This is a genomic window from Tabrizicola aquatica, from assembly GCF_002900975.1.
Lineage (GTDB): Bacteria > Pseudomonadota > Alphaproteobacteria > Rhodobacterales > Rhodobacteraceae > Tabrizicola > Tabrizicola aquatica.
On the sequence record NZ_PJON01000004.1, the window covers coordinates 92,476 to 109,468 of the forward strand.

Below are 16,993 nucleotides of genomic sequence, written 5' to 3' on the forward strand. Positions count from 1 at the left end.
TTGTCACAGGCGATCTGGAATGTCGGGCGGATATAGGTGATTCCCCACCAATAGAAAAGCGCCCCGCGACGGGGGCGCCCTATCCGCTTTCCCTGCCCTTACGAGCAGCGCTTCTCGGCGTCTTCCATCGCGGCGGTAAAGCCGCGCAGGCTGAACGTGTCCTGGGTCTGCGTGCCCTTGCCGGACCGCGCCGTCAGCGTGGCCGAACTTCCGGCCTTCATCGCCGCCAGAAGCTTGGCTTCATCGTCGGGGCCGGGCCACGCCCATTCGCCGTCCGTGAACAGCTTGTAGGTCTGGCCATCGACCACCACGTCCACAGTGGACCCGCCAGCGAACGGATATCCGCCGGTAAAGCTGATCTCGCCCGGCTTGCCGGGGCGGAACGTGACGAAGAACAGGATGTCCCCGCGCCGCACGCTGACCGGCTGGCCCTCACGCGTGTTCACCGTCTCTTTCGGCTTGGAAACACCCCAGCATTCCTTGGGGCTTTCTTCCGTAAAGACGCTCCAATCCGTCATCGTGGCGACGAGGTTGGTGGATTCCTGTGCCACGGCCGGAAGGCCCAAGGCCGAAAGGGTGGCGACCGCAAGCGCGCGACCGAAAGGGGAAGTCATGTCTGACGCAGCCTCCAAGCTGTCTTGTTGCGTGGCGCCCGGTTGGCCATTTTCACTGGCGCGGCGCCCATCTACCCGGTAATCCAGCCTTAGCCAAAAACACCAATCCGCGAAAGCCCCATGGGCGACAATTCGCGCACATGTTACGGGGGAAGCCGATGTCCGCAGCCTATCCGATGGTCGAACTCTGGCGCGGCGGCCTGCTGGAAAGCACCCATGCCGGCCATGCTGTGATCTGGGGACCGGACGGGATCGAGACCGCCTGGGGCGATCCCTCTACCGTGATTTTCCCGCGCTCCTCCTGCAAGATGATCCAGGCCCTGCCCCTGGTCGAGACCGGCGCCGCCGATGCCGTGGGCCTGACCCCCGCGCATCTGGCCTTTGCCTGCGCCAGCCACCAGGGCGAGGCGCGGCACGTGAGAATGGCCGGTGACTGGCTGTCCACGATCGGCCTTGCCGAACCCGACCTGCGCTGCGGCGCGCATGAACCCTACGACCGGGACGAGCGGAACCGCCTGATCAAGACCGACGAAAGCCCCTGCCAGCTGCACAACAACTGCTCGGGCAAGCATTGCGGCTTCCTGACCGTGACCCGGCACCTCGGCGCCGGGCCCGAGTATGTCGAGATCGACCACCCCCTGCAGCGCGCGATTCGCCAGGCGACCGAAGAAGTGACCGGCGAAACCGCCGCCGGCTACGGCATCGACGGCTGCTCGGCTCCGAACTTCGCCGTCACCGTCGCCGGCCTTGCCCGCGCCATGCAGGCCTTCGCCGCCGCGCGCGAGGATGGCGATGCCCGATCCCGCGCCATGCACCGGCTGACCCATGCCATGGCCACCCACCCCGAACTCGTGGCCGGCGAGGGCCGCGCCTGCACCGAGTTGATGCGCGCCATGGGCCATACCGTCGCCAAGACCGGCGCCGAGGCCGTCTTTGTCGCCATCCTGCCCAAGCAAAAGCGTGGCATTGCGCTGAAGATCGTCGACGGCGGCACCCGGGGCTCTGAAGCGGCGATCACCGCACTTCTGGTGCGGGCGGGCGTCCTCGACCCGGCACACCCGGCCGCGCAGAAGCGGCTGGGCGGCGTGCAGCGCAACTGGCGTGGGCTGGAAACCGGCACGATCCGGGTCGCTCCGGGCTTTCCCCGTTGATTTGAAGGGCGAAGCGGGTAAGCTTTCGGGATGAACGCCGAAGCCCCGATCCCCTTTCCGCAATCGGCCCGCATGCCGGAAGAGGTCAGCTTTGACCGGCGCGAGTTGGGCCAGATCCTGCGTGTCTACGGCCGCATGGTCGCGGCTGGCGAATGGCGCGACTATGCCATCGCCGCGATGCGCGATCTGGCCGTGTTCGCCGTTTTCCGCCGAACGGCCGAAACCCCACTGTACCGGATCGAGAAGCGGCCGAAACTGCGCAGCCGCCAGGGGCTTTACGCTGTCGTCGGCATGGACGGCCGCGTCCTGCGCCGGGGCCAGGATCTGGACCAGGTGCTTAAAGTCCTGGAAAAGCGGATGATCGGCCCGGTCTGATCTTGGGGCCCGCCTCCTCGTTCGACTGCGTCTCCTCGTCGGTGGAACCGCGCGAGGAGTGCACGAAATGCTCGACGAGCCAGCCGTTCAGGGCCGTTGCCGCGCTTGCACCAACCCGCCGCCGCCAGAGGAAATCCGCGCCACTGCATCGCGGATGCCTTCATAGCTGACCGACATCGTATGGCCGTTGGCATGGATCAGCACGTCGGGGTTCACCACCATTGCAACGTGGCCCTTCCAGAAGATCAGATCGCCGCGTTGCATCACGTCATCGGCACCCAGCGCCCGCCCGACGGCCATCTGCATGTCGCTGTCGCCGGGGCATTGCTTGCCCGCCGCATGCAGCGCCACCTGCACGAGCCCCGAACAATCGATCCCAAAGCGCGAGTTTCCGCCCCAAAGATAGGGCGTCCCCAGCAGGCTTTCGGCCACATAGACCGGATCCGGCGCCCATTGTCCCATCGGCCGCAGATGCGCCACCGGCAGGTAACCCAGGGGCGTGCTGGCCCAGGCCCCCCAGGACCCCACCACCGTCACCCGCGAGCCCAGGCTGACCGACATCAACTCCTGCGCCTGGACCGAAGGTTCTTCATAAAGATGCGTCGAGGGCGCGACGACCCAATGCGTCGGCTCTGGCCCCTGGCCCAGCGCAGTTTCGGCGACCCAGCCGCAGTAGCCGTCCTTGTCCGACAGAACGAAGGCATGGCCCTGGTCGCGGTCGATCACCGTGACCTTGTCGCCCATCAGAAGCTGCCGGTCCCGCGCGCCATCAGGCGCCACGCGCAAGTCGGCCAGCGGCTGCACGACCTGCGCCACATCACCCTCGGTCAGGGGGGCATGCACCAGCCCCTCCATCGAGACATGGGCCACCCGTCCGGAAAAGGCCCTTGTCCTGCGGTCCATCGTTACTCTCCCACCAACGCAAAGGGCCACGCGGGCCCGAACCTATCTTACAGTCACCCCCAGCACTTGTGGCAAGGCCCCAAGGATCGCCCGCGCGCCCTGCCCGGACGCGCCTTTCGGCCGTGCTGGCTGGTCGCTGGGCGTATGGCCGTAGATATCGAAATGCACATAGCGCGGCACATCGACAAAGCGCCGCAGGAACAGTGCCGCGGTGATCGACCCGGCGAAGCCAAAGCCTGGCGCATTGTCCAGATCGGCGATTCCCGGCTCGATCACGCTTTCATAAGCGTCGTGGAATGGCATCCGCCACACCGGATCGAACCCCTCGGCCGCCCCCGCCTCAAGCGCGGCCGCTATCCTGGCATCGTCGCAGTAATAGGGCGCCAGGTCCGGCCCGACCGCGACCCGCGCCGCGCCGGTCAGCGTCGCCATGCTGACCAGAAGGTCGGGCTTGTCCTCGCAGGCGTAGGCCAGCGCATCCGCCAGGACCAGCCGGCCCTCGGCGTCAGTGTCGTTCACCTCGACCGTAAGGCCCTTGCGGCTGGTCAGGATATCCTTCGGCTTCAAGGCATTGCCGGAGATCACATTCTCGACCGCCGGGATCAGCACCCGCAGACGCACCGGCAGGTTCAGCGCCATGATCATCTGCGCCAGGCCCATCACCGTGGCCGCGCCGCCCATGTCCTTTTTCATCAGGTTCATGCCGGTCGAGGGCTTCAGGTTCAGCCCCCCGGTGTCGAAGCAGACCCCCTTGCCGACCAGCGTCAGCTTCGGCCCGCTTTCGCCCCAGGTCATATCCAGAAGCCGCGGTGCCCGCGGACTGGCGCGGCCCACCGCATGGATCATCGGGAAGTTCCGCGCCAGAAGCGCATCGCCCGAGGTGACCGCGACCTTGGCCCCGAAACCGCGCGCCAGCGAGTTCAGGACAACCTCCAGCTCCCCCGGCCCCATATCCTGCGCCGGCGTGTTGATCAGGTCGCGGGTCAGCGCCTCACCTTCGGCCATCGCGGTCACCAGATCGGCGTTCACCCCCTCAGGGCAGACCAGGCGCGGCAGGTCGGCCGGCTTGCGGCCCGGGCGATAACGATCGAAGCGATAGCCCGCCAGCAGCCAGCCAAGCGCGGCCTCGGCCCGCTCGGGCTGCGAAAGGCTGCCCTGCAAGACCCAGTCGCCGCCCGGCAACGCCGTTACAACCTTGGCCAAGCCGAAACGCAACCGGCGACGGGCCTGGGCCGTGCCATAGCCGGCAACGGCCCCGACAACCCCGCCCTTGGGGCCGGGCAACAACCGCAACTCGCCCAGCCCCGCCTCGAAGCGCGAGGCTTTCAGCCAGTCGGCCCAGGACCGGCCTGCCCCCGACAGGAAGGCGTCCAGCTCCTCGGGCCGCAGGACATGCAGCGGAAGGACAGAGGCAGAGGCAGGCGCGAAGGTCATGGCATTGGCTGCGGCTTGGGAACGTGACACGGCGATGGTCCTCTAGTGCAAGGGAAGCGCAGGCCAGACAAGTCCTGCGTCGGAAAGGTCTAACAATTCCTGAAGGATCGGGGAATCCCGTCGCATTGATGCGGAAAAAGCGACGCAGCAACCCACGTCGCGGTTGCACCGGACGCGCCCGCGCAGCCCAAGGATGCGCAGGCGGTCGCGAGTCGGGCGCAGGACCCGCTAGCCGGACAGATCGGCCGTACCGTGGTCGGGCGCCAGCGAGCGTTCGGCCACCCGCAGCAGCCGCGCCCAGACGGCCGAAAAAGCCGTGCCATCCGCCCTCTCCAGGCAGTATTTCGCGTCACCCGCCACCGTGGCCAGGCTGACCAGCCCCATATCCTCGGACAGCCGGCGCAGCCGGCCCAGCTGGTGTGCCAGATCGCGCAGCTCTTGCGCGCGGACCTTCTCCGCGATCCCCGCCATCGTCAGCGCCAATTCACCCAGCGCCCGCGTCACCATCTGCTCGGCCACCGGCGCGCCCAGATTGCGGTAGATCACCGCAATCGCCTCGACATCCTGGCGCACCACCTCGCGCGGCCTGAGAGCCGTCACTTGTCCCATTCGGATCACCCAAAATCCAACACAACCCGTCGGCGATCCTGCGCGCTCATGCTGAAGAAAGGGTTGCCCCCGGAGAGACCGTGACGGATTTTGCCTTTCGAATTTTCCGCGAATGCCGCATAGCCAGCGGGTAGCCGAGGACCAAGCATGACCCATATCCGCCCCCTGCCCGCCTATCTGGTGCAGCGTTTTCATGGCTGGCGCGCGACGACCTATCAGGACAACCGCGCCTGGTATCGCCGACTGGCCGAAAGCGGGCAGCATCCGCGGGCGATGGTGATCTCGTGCTGCGACAGCCGGGTGCATGTCACCTCGATCTTCGGCGCGGATGAGGGGGAGTTCTTCATCCACCGCAACGTCGCCAACCTGGTGCCGCCCTACAACCCGGACGGCGAGTATCACGGGACCTCGGCGGCGGTGGAATATGCGGTCACGGGGCTGGGGGTCGCGCATATCGTGGTGTTGGGACATTCGAACTGCGGGGGCGTGAAGGGGTGCCACGACATGTGCCGGGGGCATGCGCCGCATCTGGAGGAAAAGACCAGCTTCGTCGGGCGGTGGATGGATATCCTGCGGCCGGGGTTCCAGAAGGTGGCGGGCCTACCGGACGACCAGATCCTGCCGGCGCTGGAGAAGCAGGCGGTGCTGACCAGCCTGGAAAACCTTCTGACCTTCCCCTTCGTGAAAACCGCGGTCGAGGGTGACCGGCTGACCCTGCATGGCCTGTGGACCGACACCGGCGAAGGCGGGCTGGAGCAGTACGATCCGACGCGGGGAAGCTTTGCGCCGGTCTGATGTCCACGCTGGTCGGACCGGCGGACCGAGGCGATTTCAACGGGTTGCCTGCGGGCATTAACCGTTGGTCAACCCTGTCGGGATGTAAGGTGGGCGATATCGCCCACCCTACGCCCGTGCCTTAACGCAGGTCCATCCCCTCGGGCCAGCTAAGCCGATGCTCAAGCGTGATCGTCTGCTTGCCGCCGGCCGCCAGGTCGAACTCCCAGGCCAGGATGCCGCGCTGGCCTTCGACGTTGGTCTCGGTCGGTTCCGGGGTCGCCAGGATCTCGACTTCCAGATCGTCCTGTTCGGAATAGGGCACCAGGTCCAGAAGCCGCACCGGCCAGGCCTCGGTTCCGGTGTTCTCCACCGTGATTACCGCGCTTTCGCTTTGCTCGTTCGAGGTCGTGAACACCCCCGTCTCGCCGCTGGCCCGCTTGGGCATCTCGCGCTTCAGCCGCAGCGTCTCCAGCGCGCCAAAGCCCACGTCCACTTCCTCGCCCGGCGCAATGGTGTCCAGCCAGGCGGTCCCGACCAGCACGCCTTCGCGGTACAGCATCGCCTCGCCAGGAAGCAGCGGCTCGTCGCTGGCATTGGTGAAACTGGCCGAGACGAAGGCCGTGCGGTCCAGCCGCGGCACGGCGACCGCCTCGACGACCGGGGTGAAGGCAAGGCTGTCCAGCGCCAGCCGCAGGTCCTCGGACCCCGAGGCGACGGTCACCGCATCGGGGTAAAGATAGACCACCGTGTCACCTTCGATCGCCGCCGCAGCGGTGATCGGGGCGGGGGCCGCCTCCAACACCAGCTCGGGCGCGGCGCCAAAGTCGGCCCGGGCCATCGCATCCTCGGCCTCGCGTTCCGGCTCGATCCGGCGCAGTTCGGGCCAAAGGACCGACGGTGCCGCCTGCTGGGCGGGGGCCGAGGAGGACAGGGTCAACGCCACGTCCGACCAGTCCTCACCCGTATACTGCGTCACCAGGACCGAGCGGTTGAAAGCCAGCGCCGCACCGCCCTGCCGGGTCAGGTCCAGGTCGTAGAACGGCCGCCAACCGGCGTCGGCGACATATTGGGTGATCGTGACACTATGCTCACCGGCCTCGACCGACACATCCGCCGCCAGCGCGACATAGTCCATATCCGCTGAGGGCAGCGCGTCATAGGCGGCCCGGGCCTTGGCCAGCGCCTCTTGCGCCTCCTTCAGCGCCGTTTCGGCCGGGAAGAGGTCGGCCCGGGCGGCAAGGGCGGATTGCCGGACGGCCAGCGTCTCGGCCCCGATCATGGCGGCCATGGCCTTGATCGTCTCGGGCGTCGCGGCCTCGGGCAGGGCACCGGTGAACGAGGACAGGAAGCGCGCCTGCGCCTCGGCGGCCTCGACCCGGGCCTGCACCGCTTCCAGTGCCAGAAGGGCCTGGCGTTCGGCGGCTTCCAACTCTTCGACCGTGGCTTTCGCGGCGGCTTGATCGGGGGTCAGCGGGTCCTCACGCGGGGGAAGCCGGTCGCTGCGCAGGTTGAAGGCGCCAAGCTGCACGCCCGCGCCGGGGGCAAGCTGGATCAGCCCGGCCTCGCTGCCGACGGGCAGGTCGGCGACCAGCAACTCGTGCCGGCCGGCGGCGGGGGCGGTGAAGGTCACCTCGCGCGTCAGTTTCGCGCCGTCCGGGTAGACGGTGACGGCGGTGATCCGGCTGGCTGCGGTGATCGTGTCGGACAGGGCCGGCAGGGCCGTGGTGGCCAGAAGAAGGGCAAGAAGCGCGCGCATGGCAAAGGCCTTTCACAGGGAATGCAGGCGGCAGACTAGGGCTGCGGGAACCAGCGGCGCAAGGCAGGAAACCCCTGCCCAAGCCCGGGCTGGTGGCCTGCGTCTCAGCCTGTGCGGGCCAGGGCCTGGGTGGCAAGGCCAGGTCGGGGATGGCCGGGAAAGCCCGCGCCAAAGCGGCGGACCAGGTCGAGGTAGGCCGGGCCGACCTGGCTGGACTTGGCCACGGCTGCGCCGGTGGCGGCGTCAGCAAGGAGGAGACCGCCACCCGAGGGGATGAACCGCAGGCCACGGTCGCCCAGCTCCACTTGCAGCTGGCCCCAGCTTTCCGAAGCGGCAAGGGCCTCTGCGACGAGGAGACGAAGTCGCACGAGGAGCCGCTCGTCGATGACTTCGTCACTCCTCGCTGAGCGGCTGGCGGCGCGCTTCACTTCCAACCGGATCAGGTCGCGCAAGACCGCGCCGGGGGTTTCATCCCGCGCCCGGCACAGCGCGGTGAACCGCTGCCACAACACGTCATCGCAATGGAAAAGGGTCTCGGCCATGGACCAAGACCCTTCCATGGATCGGTTAAGAAAGGCTTAGCCCTTCTTTAGCACCTTGGAACCGAGAAGTTCCGCGATCTGCACCGCGTTCAGCGCCGCGCCCTTGCGCAGGTTGTCGCTGACGCACCACAGGTTCAGCCCGTTGTCGATGGTGCTGTCCTGCCGCACGCGGGAGACATAGGTGGCAAACTCGCCCACGCATTCGATGGGCGTGATGTAGCCACCGGGTTCACGCTTGTCGACCAGCATGATGCCGGGGCTTTCGCGCAGGATGTCCTGGGCTTCCTGCCAGTCCAGGAATTCCTCGGTCTCGATGTTGATCGCCTCGGAATGGCCGACGAACACCGGCACCCGGACGCAGGTCGCGGTGACCTTGATCGAGGGGTCGAGGATCTTTTTCGTCTCGGCCACCATCTTCCATTCTTCCTTGGTCTCGCCCGAGTCCAGGAAGACGTCGATATGCGGGATCACGTTGAAGGCGATCTGCTTGGAGAATTTCTGCGGCGGCACTTCCTTGACCGGGTTGTAGACCGCCTTGGTCTGCTCCCACAGCTCGTCCATGCCTTCCTTGCCGGCGCCCGAAACCGACTGGTAGGTCGAGACGACGACGCGCTTGATCTTCGCGCGGTCATGCAAGGGCTTCAGCGCGACAACCATCTGCGCGGTACTGCAGTTGGGGTTCGCGATGATGTTCTTGTTCTTGTACATGTGGATCGCGTCGGCGTTCACTTCCGGCACGATCAGCGGGATTTCCGGATCGTAGCGGTAGAGCGACGAGTTGTCGATCACCACGCAACCGGCCGCGGCGGCCTTGGGCGCGTAAAGCTTGGTCGCCTCGGACCCCACGGCGAAAAGCGCGATGTCCCAGCCGGTGAAATCGAAAGTGTCCAGGTCCTTGGTCTTGAGAGTCTTGTCGCCAAAGCTGACCTCAGTGCCGAGCGATTTTCGCGACGCCAGCGCGACGATCTCATCGACCGGGAACTCGCGCTCGGCGAGGATGTTCAGCATTTCGCGGCCCACGTTGCCCGTGGCACCCGCGACGACGACCTTGTAGCCCATCGGGGTTCTCCTTTGTCCGTCCCGGACCTCGGGACGGGCGGCTGTTAGCCTATGGGCCGGGCCGGGGAAAGCGGATTCGTCCGGGGCGGCGTCAGTGGGGCCGGTCCTGTGACAGAAGGTAGACGGCCAGGCCGATGGCGGTGGCCACGGCGAAGAACAGGAACACCGCCTCATAGGGGGCAGCGGGGGGCGTGGGCGGCGTCGCGGCGTGGATGCGGCCGGTGACGATCTGGGCGATGCCGATGGGGGCGATGCCGAAGAAGTTCAGCAGCGTCACCCCCCGCCCGGTCAGATGCGGCGGGACAAAGGACCGGCCATGCGCCAGCACGATGGGGAAGCTTGCGCCGAAGAAGCCGGCGGCAACCAGGATCGCCGTCCCGACCAGCGGCGGGGCGGCGGCGAACCACCACAACCCGAACAGACACGCCAACGTCAGCGCGTTGCCCACGACCACCAGCGCCTTGCGGCGGCCAAGCCAGCGGTCCAGCGGGCCATAGGCGAAGTTCCCGGCCACCATTGCAAGGCCGACCCACAGGCTGATCTCGCCGATCCCCGATTGCGTCGCCCCGTGGACATCGGCGAAGTAGGGCCCGATCCACAGCCCGCGCAACCCGGCGATGGGGGCATAGCAGACCATCATCATCACCAGGATCGGCCAGAGGACCGGCATCTTCAGCAGTTCCAGCAAGGACCCGCCCTGCGCGCCCTCCAACCGCTCGGGGTCGCGCACCAGCAGCAGGATCGCCAGCGCCACCGCCCCGGTCAGCACCGCGATGCCCAGCACCGTCTCGCGCCAGCCAAAGGCCGTCACGGCCCAGGACAGGGGCAGCGACGAGGCCACGTTGCCCAAGGTCCCCACCCCCAGCATCAGCGCGGCCAGCGTGCCGAACACGGCCGGCGAGTAACTGCGCGCGAAGATGAAATAGCCGGCCATCAGCACTGGCGCGCAGCCGATGCCGATCAGCGCCATCGCCAGCTTGATCTGCAAGGCCCCGGTGGCCTGCGAAAACAGCACCGCCCCCGCGGCCCCCACAGCCAGAAGCAGCCCCGAGGTCAGCCGCGGCCCCACCTTGTCCAGCCAGGCCCCGATGGGGATCTGCATCGCGGCAAAGGTCAGGAACCACCACCCCGAGGCCGAGGCCAGCTCGGCCGCCGTGACGCCCAGGTCGGCCGTCAGCACCGGCGACATCACCGCCAGAAAAGCGCGGTAGAACTGGCTTAGAACATAGGCGAGGACAAGAGCGGCGATGCCGATGCGCATGGGGCAGACCTTTCGGGGGTTGGCCGGTTGTGGCAAGGCCGGGCGGCAGAGGCAAGGCAGAATCTGCCCAAAAAATGGACGAACCGCGTTGCGTTCCGACTTGCAGACCGCCCGCAACAGGCATCAGATGGTCTGGCCAGACCCGAGGGTCACATGCGCCTGCCCCTGCTTCTTGCTGTCCTGTCTTATGCCACGCCGGCGTGCCCCGATCCGATCTTCGGCGGTCTGACATCGACCGGCCTTCAGTTCGACCAGACCGAAGCTGTCGCCCTGATCGAGCAAGACCTTCGCATCGACCCCGACCGGATCACGGTCGACTACCTTTTCCGAAACCTGACCGCAGCCGACGTCACGGGCGAGGTCATCTTTCCTTTGCCTGCCATCGAGGACATGGACTGGATCCGATGGCCGCGGTTCAGCGACGGGCTGCCGCCGCCAGAGCAGCTTGTTGCCTTCTCCTTGACAGTGAATGGTCAGGAAACGCTGGCCGCAGTCCAGCTTGCAGCCGTGCTGCCATCCAGGGGCCCGCCGACGATCCTCCGCCAGACCGATCCCCCCTATTCTCTGGGCCGGGATGTGACGGCCCATTTGCAACGGCTTGGGCTTCCGGTTTCGGTCGACAAGGACGTGCTGAAACCTGCAATCCTTGCGCTTTCCGAAGGGGCGGTGCGCGAGGCGGTGGCGCTGGGTCTGCTTGACGCGGCCGACCAGAACTATGGCCGGGGATACCCGCGCAACCTGTGGTCGCTGTCGATCCGGCATCACTGGACGCAGACCTTTCCGGCCGGACAGGACGTGCGGATTTCGATCTCGTACCGGAACCTGATGGACGGGATGCTGTTCGACGCCGCGTCCTTGCCTGCCTCGCTGCACTCGGCCGATGCGGCGCGATACTGCGTCGATGACACGGCGTTTGCCAGGGTCGCGTCAACCGTGAGGTCCGATTCCGGCCAGGTGTGGAGCGTCAGCTTTTCCCGGTTCATCCTGCTTACGGCCAAAAGCTGGGCCGGGCCGATCGGCCGCTTCCGCCTGACGATCGACACGACGGACCCCTCGGCTTTCGCCTTCGCTTGCCTGGACGGCATGATCCAGACCGGGCCGATGACGCAGCTTTGGGAAAGGACCGACTTCCGGCCCGACCGCGACCTGGAGATCGCCTTCGTGAAACGGGAAACGCCGCGATGATCCGCATCGGGGCCTCTGCTGGCACGGGGTCGGCTACCCCACTTGCCAAGGGCCGGATCTGCAAGTCAGATGCGTCCATCTGCGGTGCCGGAGGATGCCATGCGCTGTTTGCCGATAGCCCTGATCGCGATTTCCACCCCGCTCCTTGCCAATGACGGCTTCGGCGGCTTGTCCGCCACCGGCCTGACCTTCGGCCAGACCGACGCCGTGGCGATGGAGGAAGAGCGGCTGTTCATCGGCCTGGACCGGATCAGCGTCGATTACGTCTTTCGCAACCTGACCGACCAGGACGTCACCGGCGAGGTGATCTTTCCCCTGCCGCCCATCGGCGTCTGGTCGGGCTATGAAGCGATGATGAACCTGCCCGAGGATCTGACCCAACCGGATCTGGTGGATTTCACCGCCACGGTGGACGGCCAGCCGGTGCAGGTGACCATCGACCGGATCGCCGTGGTCGAGGAAGGCTGGGACCAGCCCAATCCGCCGTCGAAGCAATACGACAACCCCGGCCGCGACGTGACGGCAGACCTTGAACGGCTGGGGATTCCCCTGACGCTGGACTATATGGCGGTGCGTGAAATACTGCTGGCTTTGCCGCCCGAAAAGCGGGCAGAGGTCACCGCCCTGGGGCTGGCCGAGTATTACGAGGGCGACGCGGCCCAGGACATTCCGCCCGATGTCTGGGGCAGCTGGGCCATCGTCACCCGATACCATTGGACCCAGACCTTCCCGGCAGGCAAGACGCTGGCAGTCAGCCACAGCTACACCAACCGCCCGCCCGGCGGCCTGTTCTACTGGTCCGACCCGCCGGAAGACTATCAGGCCACCCTGACCGACCAGTACTGCATCGACGCAGGCACCTCGAAGGCGATTGCGAAGGTGCTGCAGAACCCGGACGGGGACGAGTTCGGGAATTATGGGACCGCCTATTACCTGTCCTACGTCCTGCGGACGGCGAACAGCTGGGCCGGGCCGATCGGCACGTTCACCCTGACGCTGGACAAGGGCGATCCGGGGAATGTGATCTCGCTTTGTGCCGAGGGGGTCAAGAAGACCGGGCCGACGACCTTCGTGGTCGAAAAGACCAATTACACACCGGACCGCGATCTTGAGGTGCTGATCGTCCAGCCGATGCCGAAGGACTAGGTGCCTCGCTCGTCGAGCATTTCATGCACTCCTCGTACTGCGGCGGGCGAGGAGTGCACGAAGTTCTCGACGAGCCGATGGTTCAGACCGCCTGCGCGACCATCGGGCGTTCGCGGATCGGCAGGTGGACGATGGCGCTGAACGCGCCCACACCGATGCCGATCCACCAGACCAGCGTGTAATCGCCGTTCAGGTCATACATCCGCCCACCCAGCCAGACGCCCAGGAAGCCGCCGATCTGGTGGCTGAGGAACACCACGCCATACAGCGTCCCCATGTAGCGTATGCCGTAGATATGCGCGACCAATCCGCTGGTCAGTGGAACCGTGGCCAGCCACAGGGACCCCATCACGGCCGAAAAGATCAGCACGCTGGTCGGCGTGATCGGCATCAGGATGAAGGCGGCTGCGGCGATGGTGCGGCCGACGTAGATCCAGAACAGCAGGTATTTCTTGGTGTAGCGCTTGCCCAGATAGCCCGCTGTCAGGGTGCCGACGATGTTGAACAGCCCGATCACCGCAATCGCCACCGCCCCCAGGATCGAGGTCGAGGTGACTCCGATCCCGGCCAGCATGGACCCGGCGTCGATGGGCGAGCAAAGCTCGGTCACGAAGGCGGGGAAATGGGCGGTGATGAAGGCCAGCTGATAGCCGCAGGAGAAGAAGCCCAGGAAGATCAGCATATAGGACGGGTCCTTGAAGGCGCGGACCAGGACGGTGCCCAGGCTTTCCTCCAGCTCTTGCTTCGTCGCCATCTGCGGGCTGCGCAGGAACGGCAGGGCGGCAAGCGTGGCAAGGATCACGCCAGCGAAGATGATGAACACGATCTGCCAGCTGTAGGATTGCAGCAGAAGTTCCGCCGTCGGCGCGCCGATCACCTGGCCGGCGGACCCGGCGGCGGTGGCGATGCCAAGCGCCATGGAACGGTTCTCCGGGCTGGCGGCGCGGCCGACGATGGCCAGGATGACGCCAAAGCCGGTGCCGGCGATGCCGAAGCCGACCATGATCGCCAACAGCTGGTGCTGACCCGGCGTGACGGCATAGGCCGAGATCACCAGCCCCGCCGCATAGAGGATCGCGCCCCAGATGATCGCCTTGCGGTCGCCGAAGCGTTCCGCCAGCGCGCCAAAGATCGGCTGGCCGATGCCCCAGGCCAGGTTCTGGATCGCGATGGCCAGCGAGAAATCGGCCCGCATCCAGCCGAACTCGGTCGCGATGGGGATCTGGAACACGCCAAAGCTGGCCCGGATCGCGAATGAGATCATCAGGATCACGCAGCCGGCAATCAGGACGGGGGTGATCAGGGGGGCCTTGATCGAGGGGACGGTGGTCATGGGCGCGCTCCGGGCTCCGGGGGGCGGAAGGTGCGTCCGTGCGCGGGCGGCGTCAAATGGAGAATTGTGATGGATACGATCACGATTTGCGCAACCGGCCCGCCGTGACGTGGCGGATGTGCCGCAAGCCGGGGATTCGCGGGGTCCGGGCCTTTTGCGGCAAGCGGCCTGACGCTAAGGGCAAAGCACGGGGGTAAGGTGGGCGTATCGCCCACCCTACGCCCGCGACAAGCGGAGGCGGGGATGCAGGACTGGTGGCGTGGAGCGGTGACCTATCAGGTCTATCCCCGGTCGTTTCAGGATACGGACGGCGACGGGATCGGCGACCTGCCCGGCATCACCCGGCGGCTGGAGCATCTGGCGGGTCTTGGCGTGGATGCGGTCTGGCTCTCGCCCTTCTTCCGCAGCCCGATGAAGGACATGGGCTATGACGTCAGCGACTACCAGGACGTGGACCCGGTATTCGGCACGCTGGCCGATTTCGACGCCCTTGTCGCCCGCGCGCATGAGTTGGGGCTGAAGGTCATCATCGACCAGGTCCTGAGCCACACCTCGGACCAGCATCCGGCCTTTGTCGAAAGCCGGCAGAACCGGCTTAACCCCAAGGCCGACTGGTATGTCTGGGCCGACGCCCGCCACGACGGCGCGCCGCCGTCGAACTGGCTGTCGGTCTTTGGCGGCACAGCCTGGGCCTGGGACGCGCGGCGCAAGCAGTATTACCTGCACAACTTCCTGACCAGCCAGCCCGACCTGAACTATCACAACCCCGAGGTTCAGGACTGGGCGCTGGCCAATCTGCGCTTCTGGCTGGACCGGGGGGTGGACGGCTTCCGCTTCGATACGGTCAACTATTTCTTCCACGATCCCAAGTTCCGCGACAATCCGTCCGACTACCGCGTCAAGAACGAGGTCGAGGCCAACCCCTACGGCATGCAGTATCACCTGTTCGACAAGAACCAGCCCCAGACGCTGCTGTGGCTGGAACGGGTGCGCGGCCTTCTGGACGAATACGGCGCGGCCAGCGTGGGCGAGATGGGCGAAAGCCACCACGCGATCCGCATGATGGGCGACTACACCGCCCCCGGTCGGCTGCACCAGTGCTACAGCTTCGAGTTGATGGGCTACGACTATTCCCCCGCCTTCTTCCGCCGCAAGCTGGGCGAGTTCTTCGCCGGCGGTGGCGGCTGGCCGATGTGGGCCTTTTCCAACCACGACGTGCCGCGCCATGTCACCCGCTGGGCGAAACATGGCGACACGCTTGAGTCGCTGGCGAAACAGGCCGGCTCGCTGCTGTTGTCCTTCGAAGGCTCGATCTGCCTCTGGCAGGGCGAGGAGTTGGGCCAGACCGACACGCCCTTGGTGTTTGAGGAGCTGACCGATCCGCAGGGCATCGCCTTCTGGCCGGAACCCGTGGGCCGCGACAACACCCGCACGCCGATGGTCTGGGACGCCGCGCCGCATGGCGGTTTCACGACCGGCAAGCCCTGGCTGCCGGTCAAACCCGAGCAGGCCGCCCGTCATGTCGCGGGGCAGACCGGGGTGCCCGGATCGGTGCTGGAGCATTACCGCGCCATGCTGGCCTTCCGCCGCGCCACCCCCGCCCTGCGCACCGGCCACACCCGGTTTCTGGACCTGCACGACCCGATCCTGGGCTTTGTCCGGGGCGAGGGCGCGGGCGCGGTCCTGTGCCTGTTCAACCTCTCGCCCGTTGCGCTGTCGGTTGCCCTGCACGGGGCCGAGGCACTGGACCCGGTCTCGTTCAACGCCGTGCTGGAAGGCGACCGCCTGACCCTGGGGCCGAATGCCGCCGCCTTCCTTTCCGTCACCGGCGATGTGGCCGTGCGCGACTAGTCGTAGCTCAGTTTCGTGGCCTTTCCCCGGAAGATCACATAGGCCAGAACGGTATAACCCAGGATCATCGGCAGCACGACCAGCGTGCCGACCAGGATGATCGCCAGGCTTTCCGTCGCGGCGGCGGCTTGCCAGATCGTCAGCTGTTCCGGCACGATATAGGGGTAGAAGCTGTAAGCCATCCCGAAGAAACCCAGCACCATCAGCACCACCGCGCCGACAAAGGGGAACCAGGCGAAACTGTCGTTCGCCGTGGGCAGCCGCCGCAGCGCCAGCCACAAGAGCGCGACCAGCAGGCCCGACATCAAGGGCAGGGGCGCAAGCGTCACGATCTCGGGGAAGCGGAACCATTTGTCGAAGATCCGCTCGCTGACCAGCGGCGTGGCGATGGACACCGCGCCCATCCCCAGAACCACGCCCCAGATCCCGCCCCTGGCCCAGCCGACTGCCTTTTTCTGCAAGTCGCCGTCGGTTTTCAGAATCACCCAGGCCGCGCCGATGAAACTGTAAGCCACCGCCAGGGCCACCGCGCAGAGGGTCGCGAAAGCCACCGTGGCCCAGCTCCATTGCAGCCCCATGATGTACATGCCCAGCATGAAACCCTGCGCCAACGCGGTCATCAGGCTGCCAGACCAGAAGGCCAGGTCCCAGGGCCGCTTGTGCCCGATGGGCGCCTTGGCCCGGAACTCGAACGCCACGCCCCGCAGGATCAACCCGATCAGCATCACTGCGACCGGCAGATACAGCGCGGTCAGGATATCGCCATGCGCGGTGGGAAAGGCGACAAGCAGGATGCCGATGGCCAGCACCAGCCAGGTCTCGTTCGCGTCCCAGAACGGACCGATCGAAGCGACCATGCGGTCCCGCTCGGCCTCGTCCGAAAAGGGGAAGAGAAGGCCCACCCCCAGGTCAAAGCCGTCAAGCACGACATAAAGCAGGATCGACAGGCCCAGAAGGCCGGCAAAGATCAGGGGCAACGCAACAGGGTCGAACATCG

The 16,993-nt window shown here is 66.4% G+C and carries 16 protein-coding genes; 6 read left to right on the forward strand and 10 right to left on the reverse strand.

The features are described from left to right. Positions 1–98: 98 nt before the first annotated feature. Positions 99–614 carry an invasion associated locus B family protein gene (locus CXR42_RS14930; RefSeq protein WP_103258382.1) on the reverse strand — a complete coding sequence of 172 codons (516 nt, stop codon included), beginning with the start codon at positions 612–614 and terminating at the stop codon, positions 99–101. Positions 615–772: 158 nt separating this feature from the next. Here CXR42_RS14930 and CXR42_RS14935 point away from each other — a divergent pair, with 158 nt between their 5' ends. Then, positions 773–1,765, forward strand: coding sequence for an asparaginase (locus CXR42_RS14935; protein WP_103258383.1), 993 nt, complete (start codon positions 773–775; stop codon positions 1,763–1,765). 30 nt (positions 1,766–1,795) lie between these two features. Further along, complete coding sequence (locus CXR42_RS14940; protein ID WP_103258384.1) at positions 1,796–2,140, forward strand: DUF2794 domain-containing protein; 345 nt, start codon at positions 1,796–1,798, stop codon at positions 2,138–2,140. Between the two features lie 87 nt (positions 2,141–2,227). Here CXR42_RS14940 and CXR42_RS14945 read toward each other — a convergent pair whose 3' ends face one another. From CXR42_RS14945 to CXR42_RS14955, 3 genes are all read right to left on the reverse strand, one after another. Further along, complete coding sequence (locus tag CXR42_RS14945) at positions 2,228–3,043, reverse strand: C40 family peptidase (RefSeq protein WP_103258385.1); 816 nt, start codon at positions 3,041–3,043, stop codon at positions 2,228–2,230. A gap of 42 nt (positions 3,044–3,085) precedes the next feature. Then, entirely contained in the window at positions 3,086–4,477 is a 1,392-nt protein-coding gene (locus tag CXR42_RS14950) for a leucyl aminopeptidase family protein (RefSeq protein ID WP_103258386.1), read from the reverse strand. Positions 4,478–4,705: 228 nt separating this feature from the next. Next, on the reverse strand, positions 4,706–5,086 hold the full coding sequence (locus CXR42_RS14955) for a hypothetical protein (RefSeq protein ID WP_103258387.1): 381 nt from the start codon (positions 5,084–5,086) through the stop codon (positions 4,706–4,708). Positions 5,087–5,233: 147 nt separating this feature from the next. Between CXR42_RS14955 and CXR42_RS14960 the strand changes: the two genes are divergently transcribed. Then, a complete protein-coding gene (locus tag CXR42_RS14960; protein WP_103258388.1) occupies positions 5,234–5,881 on the forward strand; it encodes a carbonic anhydrase in 648 nt (215 codons plus the stop codon). Positions 5,882–6,002: 121 nt separating this feature from the next. Here CXR42_RS14960 and CXR42_RS14965 read toward each other — a convergent pair whose 3' ends face one another. The 4 genes from CXR42_RS14965 to CXR42_RS14980 all read right to left on the reverse strand — a co-directional run bounded on the left by CXR42_RS14965 (position 6,003) and on the right by CXR42_RS14980 (position 10,481). Continuing rightward, positions 6,003–7,619 carry a DUF4139 domain-containing protein gene (locus CXR42_RS14965; protein ID WP_103258389.1) on the reverse strand — a complete coding sequence of 539 codons (1,617 nt, stop codon included), beginning with the start codon at positions 7,617–7,619 and terminating at the stop codon, positions 6,003–6,005. Between the two features lie 104 nt (positions 7,620–7,723). Next, positions 7,724–8,161 carry a hypothetical protein gene (locus CXR42_RS14970; protein WP_103258390.1) on the reverse strand — a complete coding sequence of 146 codons (438 nt, stop codon included), beginning with the start codon at positions 8,159–8,161 and terminating at the stop codon, positions 7,724–7,726. 36 nt (positions 8,162–8,197) lie between these two features. Further along, positions 8,198–9,220 carry an aspartate-semialdehyde dehydrogenase gene (locus tag CXR42_RS14975; protein ID WP_103258391.1) on the reverse strand — a complete coding sequence of 341 codons (1,023 nt, stop codon included), beginning with the start codon at positions 9,218–9,220 and terminating at the stop codon, positions 8,198–8,200. 91 nt (positions 9,221–9,311) lie between these two features. Then, entirely contained in the window at positions 9,312–10,481 is a 1,170-nt protein-coding gene (locus CXR42_RS14980; RefSeq protein WP_103258392.1) for an MFS transporter, read from the reverse strand. A 153-nt stretch (positions 10,482–10,634) separates the two neighbouring features. Between CXR42_RS14980 and CXR42_RS14985 the strand changes: the two genes are divergently transcribed. Continuing rightward, entirely contained in the window at positions 10,635–11,666 is a 1,032-nt protein-coding gene (locus CXR42_RS14985) for a DUF4424 family protein (protein ID WP_103258393.1), read from the forward strand. 99 nt (positions 11,667–11,765) lie between these two features. Continuing rightward, the gene (locus CXR42_RS14990) at positions 11,766–12,812 is read left to right on the forward strand and encodes a DUF4424 family protein (RefSeq protein ID WP_180996077.1); all 1,047 of its coding nucleotides are present in this window, start codon (positions 11,766–11,768) and stop codon (positions 12,810–12,812) included. An 82-nt stretch (positions 12,813–12,894) separates the two neighbouring features. Here CXR42_RS14990 and CXR42_RS14995 read toward each other — a convergent pair whose 3' ends face one another. After that, positions 12,895–14,145: an MFS transporter gene (locus CXR42_RS14995; RefSeq protein ID WP_103258395.1), complete on the reverse strand. Its 1,251-nt coding sequence runs from the start codon at positions 14,143–14,145 to the stop codon at positions 12,895–12,897. A 243-nt stretch (positions 14,146–14,388) separates the two neighbouring features. Here CXR42_RS14995 and CXR42_RS15000 point away from each other — a divergent pair, with 243 nt between their 5' ends. Further along, on the forward strand, positions 14,389–15,996 hold the full coding sequence (locus tag CXR42_RS15000) for an alpha-glucosidase (RefSeq protein ID WP_103258396.1): 1,608 nt from the start codon (positions 14,389–14,391) through the stop codon (positions 15,994–15,996). On the opposite strand, the gene CXR42_RS15005 is transcribed toward CXR42_RS15000, so the two are convergent. Continuing rightward, positions 15,993–16,991: a cytochrome d ubiquinol oxidase subunit II gene (locus CXR42_RS15005; protein WP_103258397.1), complete on the reverse strand. Its 999-nt coding sequence runs from the start codon at positions 16,989–16,991 to the stop codon at positions 15,993–15,995. The two genes, CXR42_RS15000 and CXR42_RS15005, sit on opposite strands and share 4 nt — an antisense overlap. Positions 16,992–16,993 lie beyond the last annotated feature (2 nt).

Bases quoted from the DNA above. Each gene is read 5' to 3' on its own strand.
- CXR42_RS14930 (WP_103258382.1), bottom strand. From the start codon at position 614: ATGACTTCCCCTTTCGGTCGCGCGCTTGCGGTCGCCACCCTTTCGGCC.
- CXR42_RS14935 (WP_103258383.1), top strand. From the start codon at position 773: ATGTCCGCAGCCTATCCGATGGTCGAACTCTGGCGCGGCGGCCTGCTG.
- CXR42_RS14940 (WP_103258384.1), top strand. From the start codon at position 1,796: ATGAACGCCGAAGCCCCGATCCCCTTTCCGCAATCGGCCCGCATGCCG.
- CXR42_RS14945 (WP_103258385.1), bottom strand. From the start codon at position 3,043: ATGGACCGCAGGACAAGGGCCTTTTCCGGACGGGTGGCCCATGTCTCG.
- CXR42_RS14950 (WP_103258386.1), bottom strand. From the start codon at position 4,477: ATGACCTTCGCGCCTGCCTCTGCCTCTGTCCTTCCGCTGCATGTCCTG.
- CXR42_RS14955 (WP_103258387.1), bottom strand. From the start codon at position 5,086: ATGGGACAAGTGACGGCTCTCAGGCCGCGCGAGGTGGTGCGCCAGGAT.
- CXR42_RS14960 (WP_103258388.1), top strand. From the start codon at position 5,234: ATGACCCATATCCGCCCCCTGCCCGCCTATCTGGTGCAGCGTTTTCAT.
- CXR42_RS14965 (WP_103258389.1), bottom strand. From the start codon at position 7,619: ATGCGCGCGCTTCTTGCCCTTCTTCTGGCCACCACGGCCCTGCCGGCC.
- CXR42_RS14970 (WP_103258390.1), bottom strand. From the start codon at position 8,161: ATGGCCGAGACCCTTTTCCATTGCGATGACGTGTTGTGGCAGCGGTTC.
- CXR42_RS14975 (WP_103258391.1), bottom strand. From the start codon at position 9,220: ATGGGCTACAAGGTCGTCGTCGCGGGTGCCACGGGCAACGTGGGCCGC.
- CXR42_RS14980 (WP_103258392.1), bottom strand. From the start codon at position 10,481: ATGCGCATCGGCATCGCCGCTCTTGTCCTCGCCTATGTTCTAAGCCAG.
- CXR42_RS14985 (WP_103258393.1), top strand. From the start codon at position 10,635: ATGCGCCTGCCCCTGCTTCTTGCTGTCCTGTCTTATGCCACGCCGGCG.
- CXR42_RS14990 (WP_180996077.1), top strand. From the start codon at position 11,766: ATGCGCTGTTTGCCGATAGCCCTGATCGCGATTTCCACCCCGCTCCTT.
- CXR42_RS14995 (WP_103258395.1), bottom strand. From the start codon at position 14,145: ATGACCACCGTCCCCTCGATCAAGGCCCCCCTGATCACCCCCGTCCTG.
- CXR42_RS15000 (WP_103258396.1), top strand. From the start codon at position 14,389: ATGCAGGACTGGTGGCGTGGAGCGGTGACCTATCAGGTCTATCCCCGG.
- CXR42_RS15005 (WP_103258397.1), bottom strand. From the start codon at position 16,991: ATGTTCGACCCTGTTGCGTTGCCCCTGATCTTTGCCGGCCTTCTGGGC.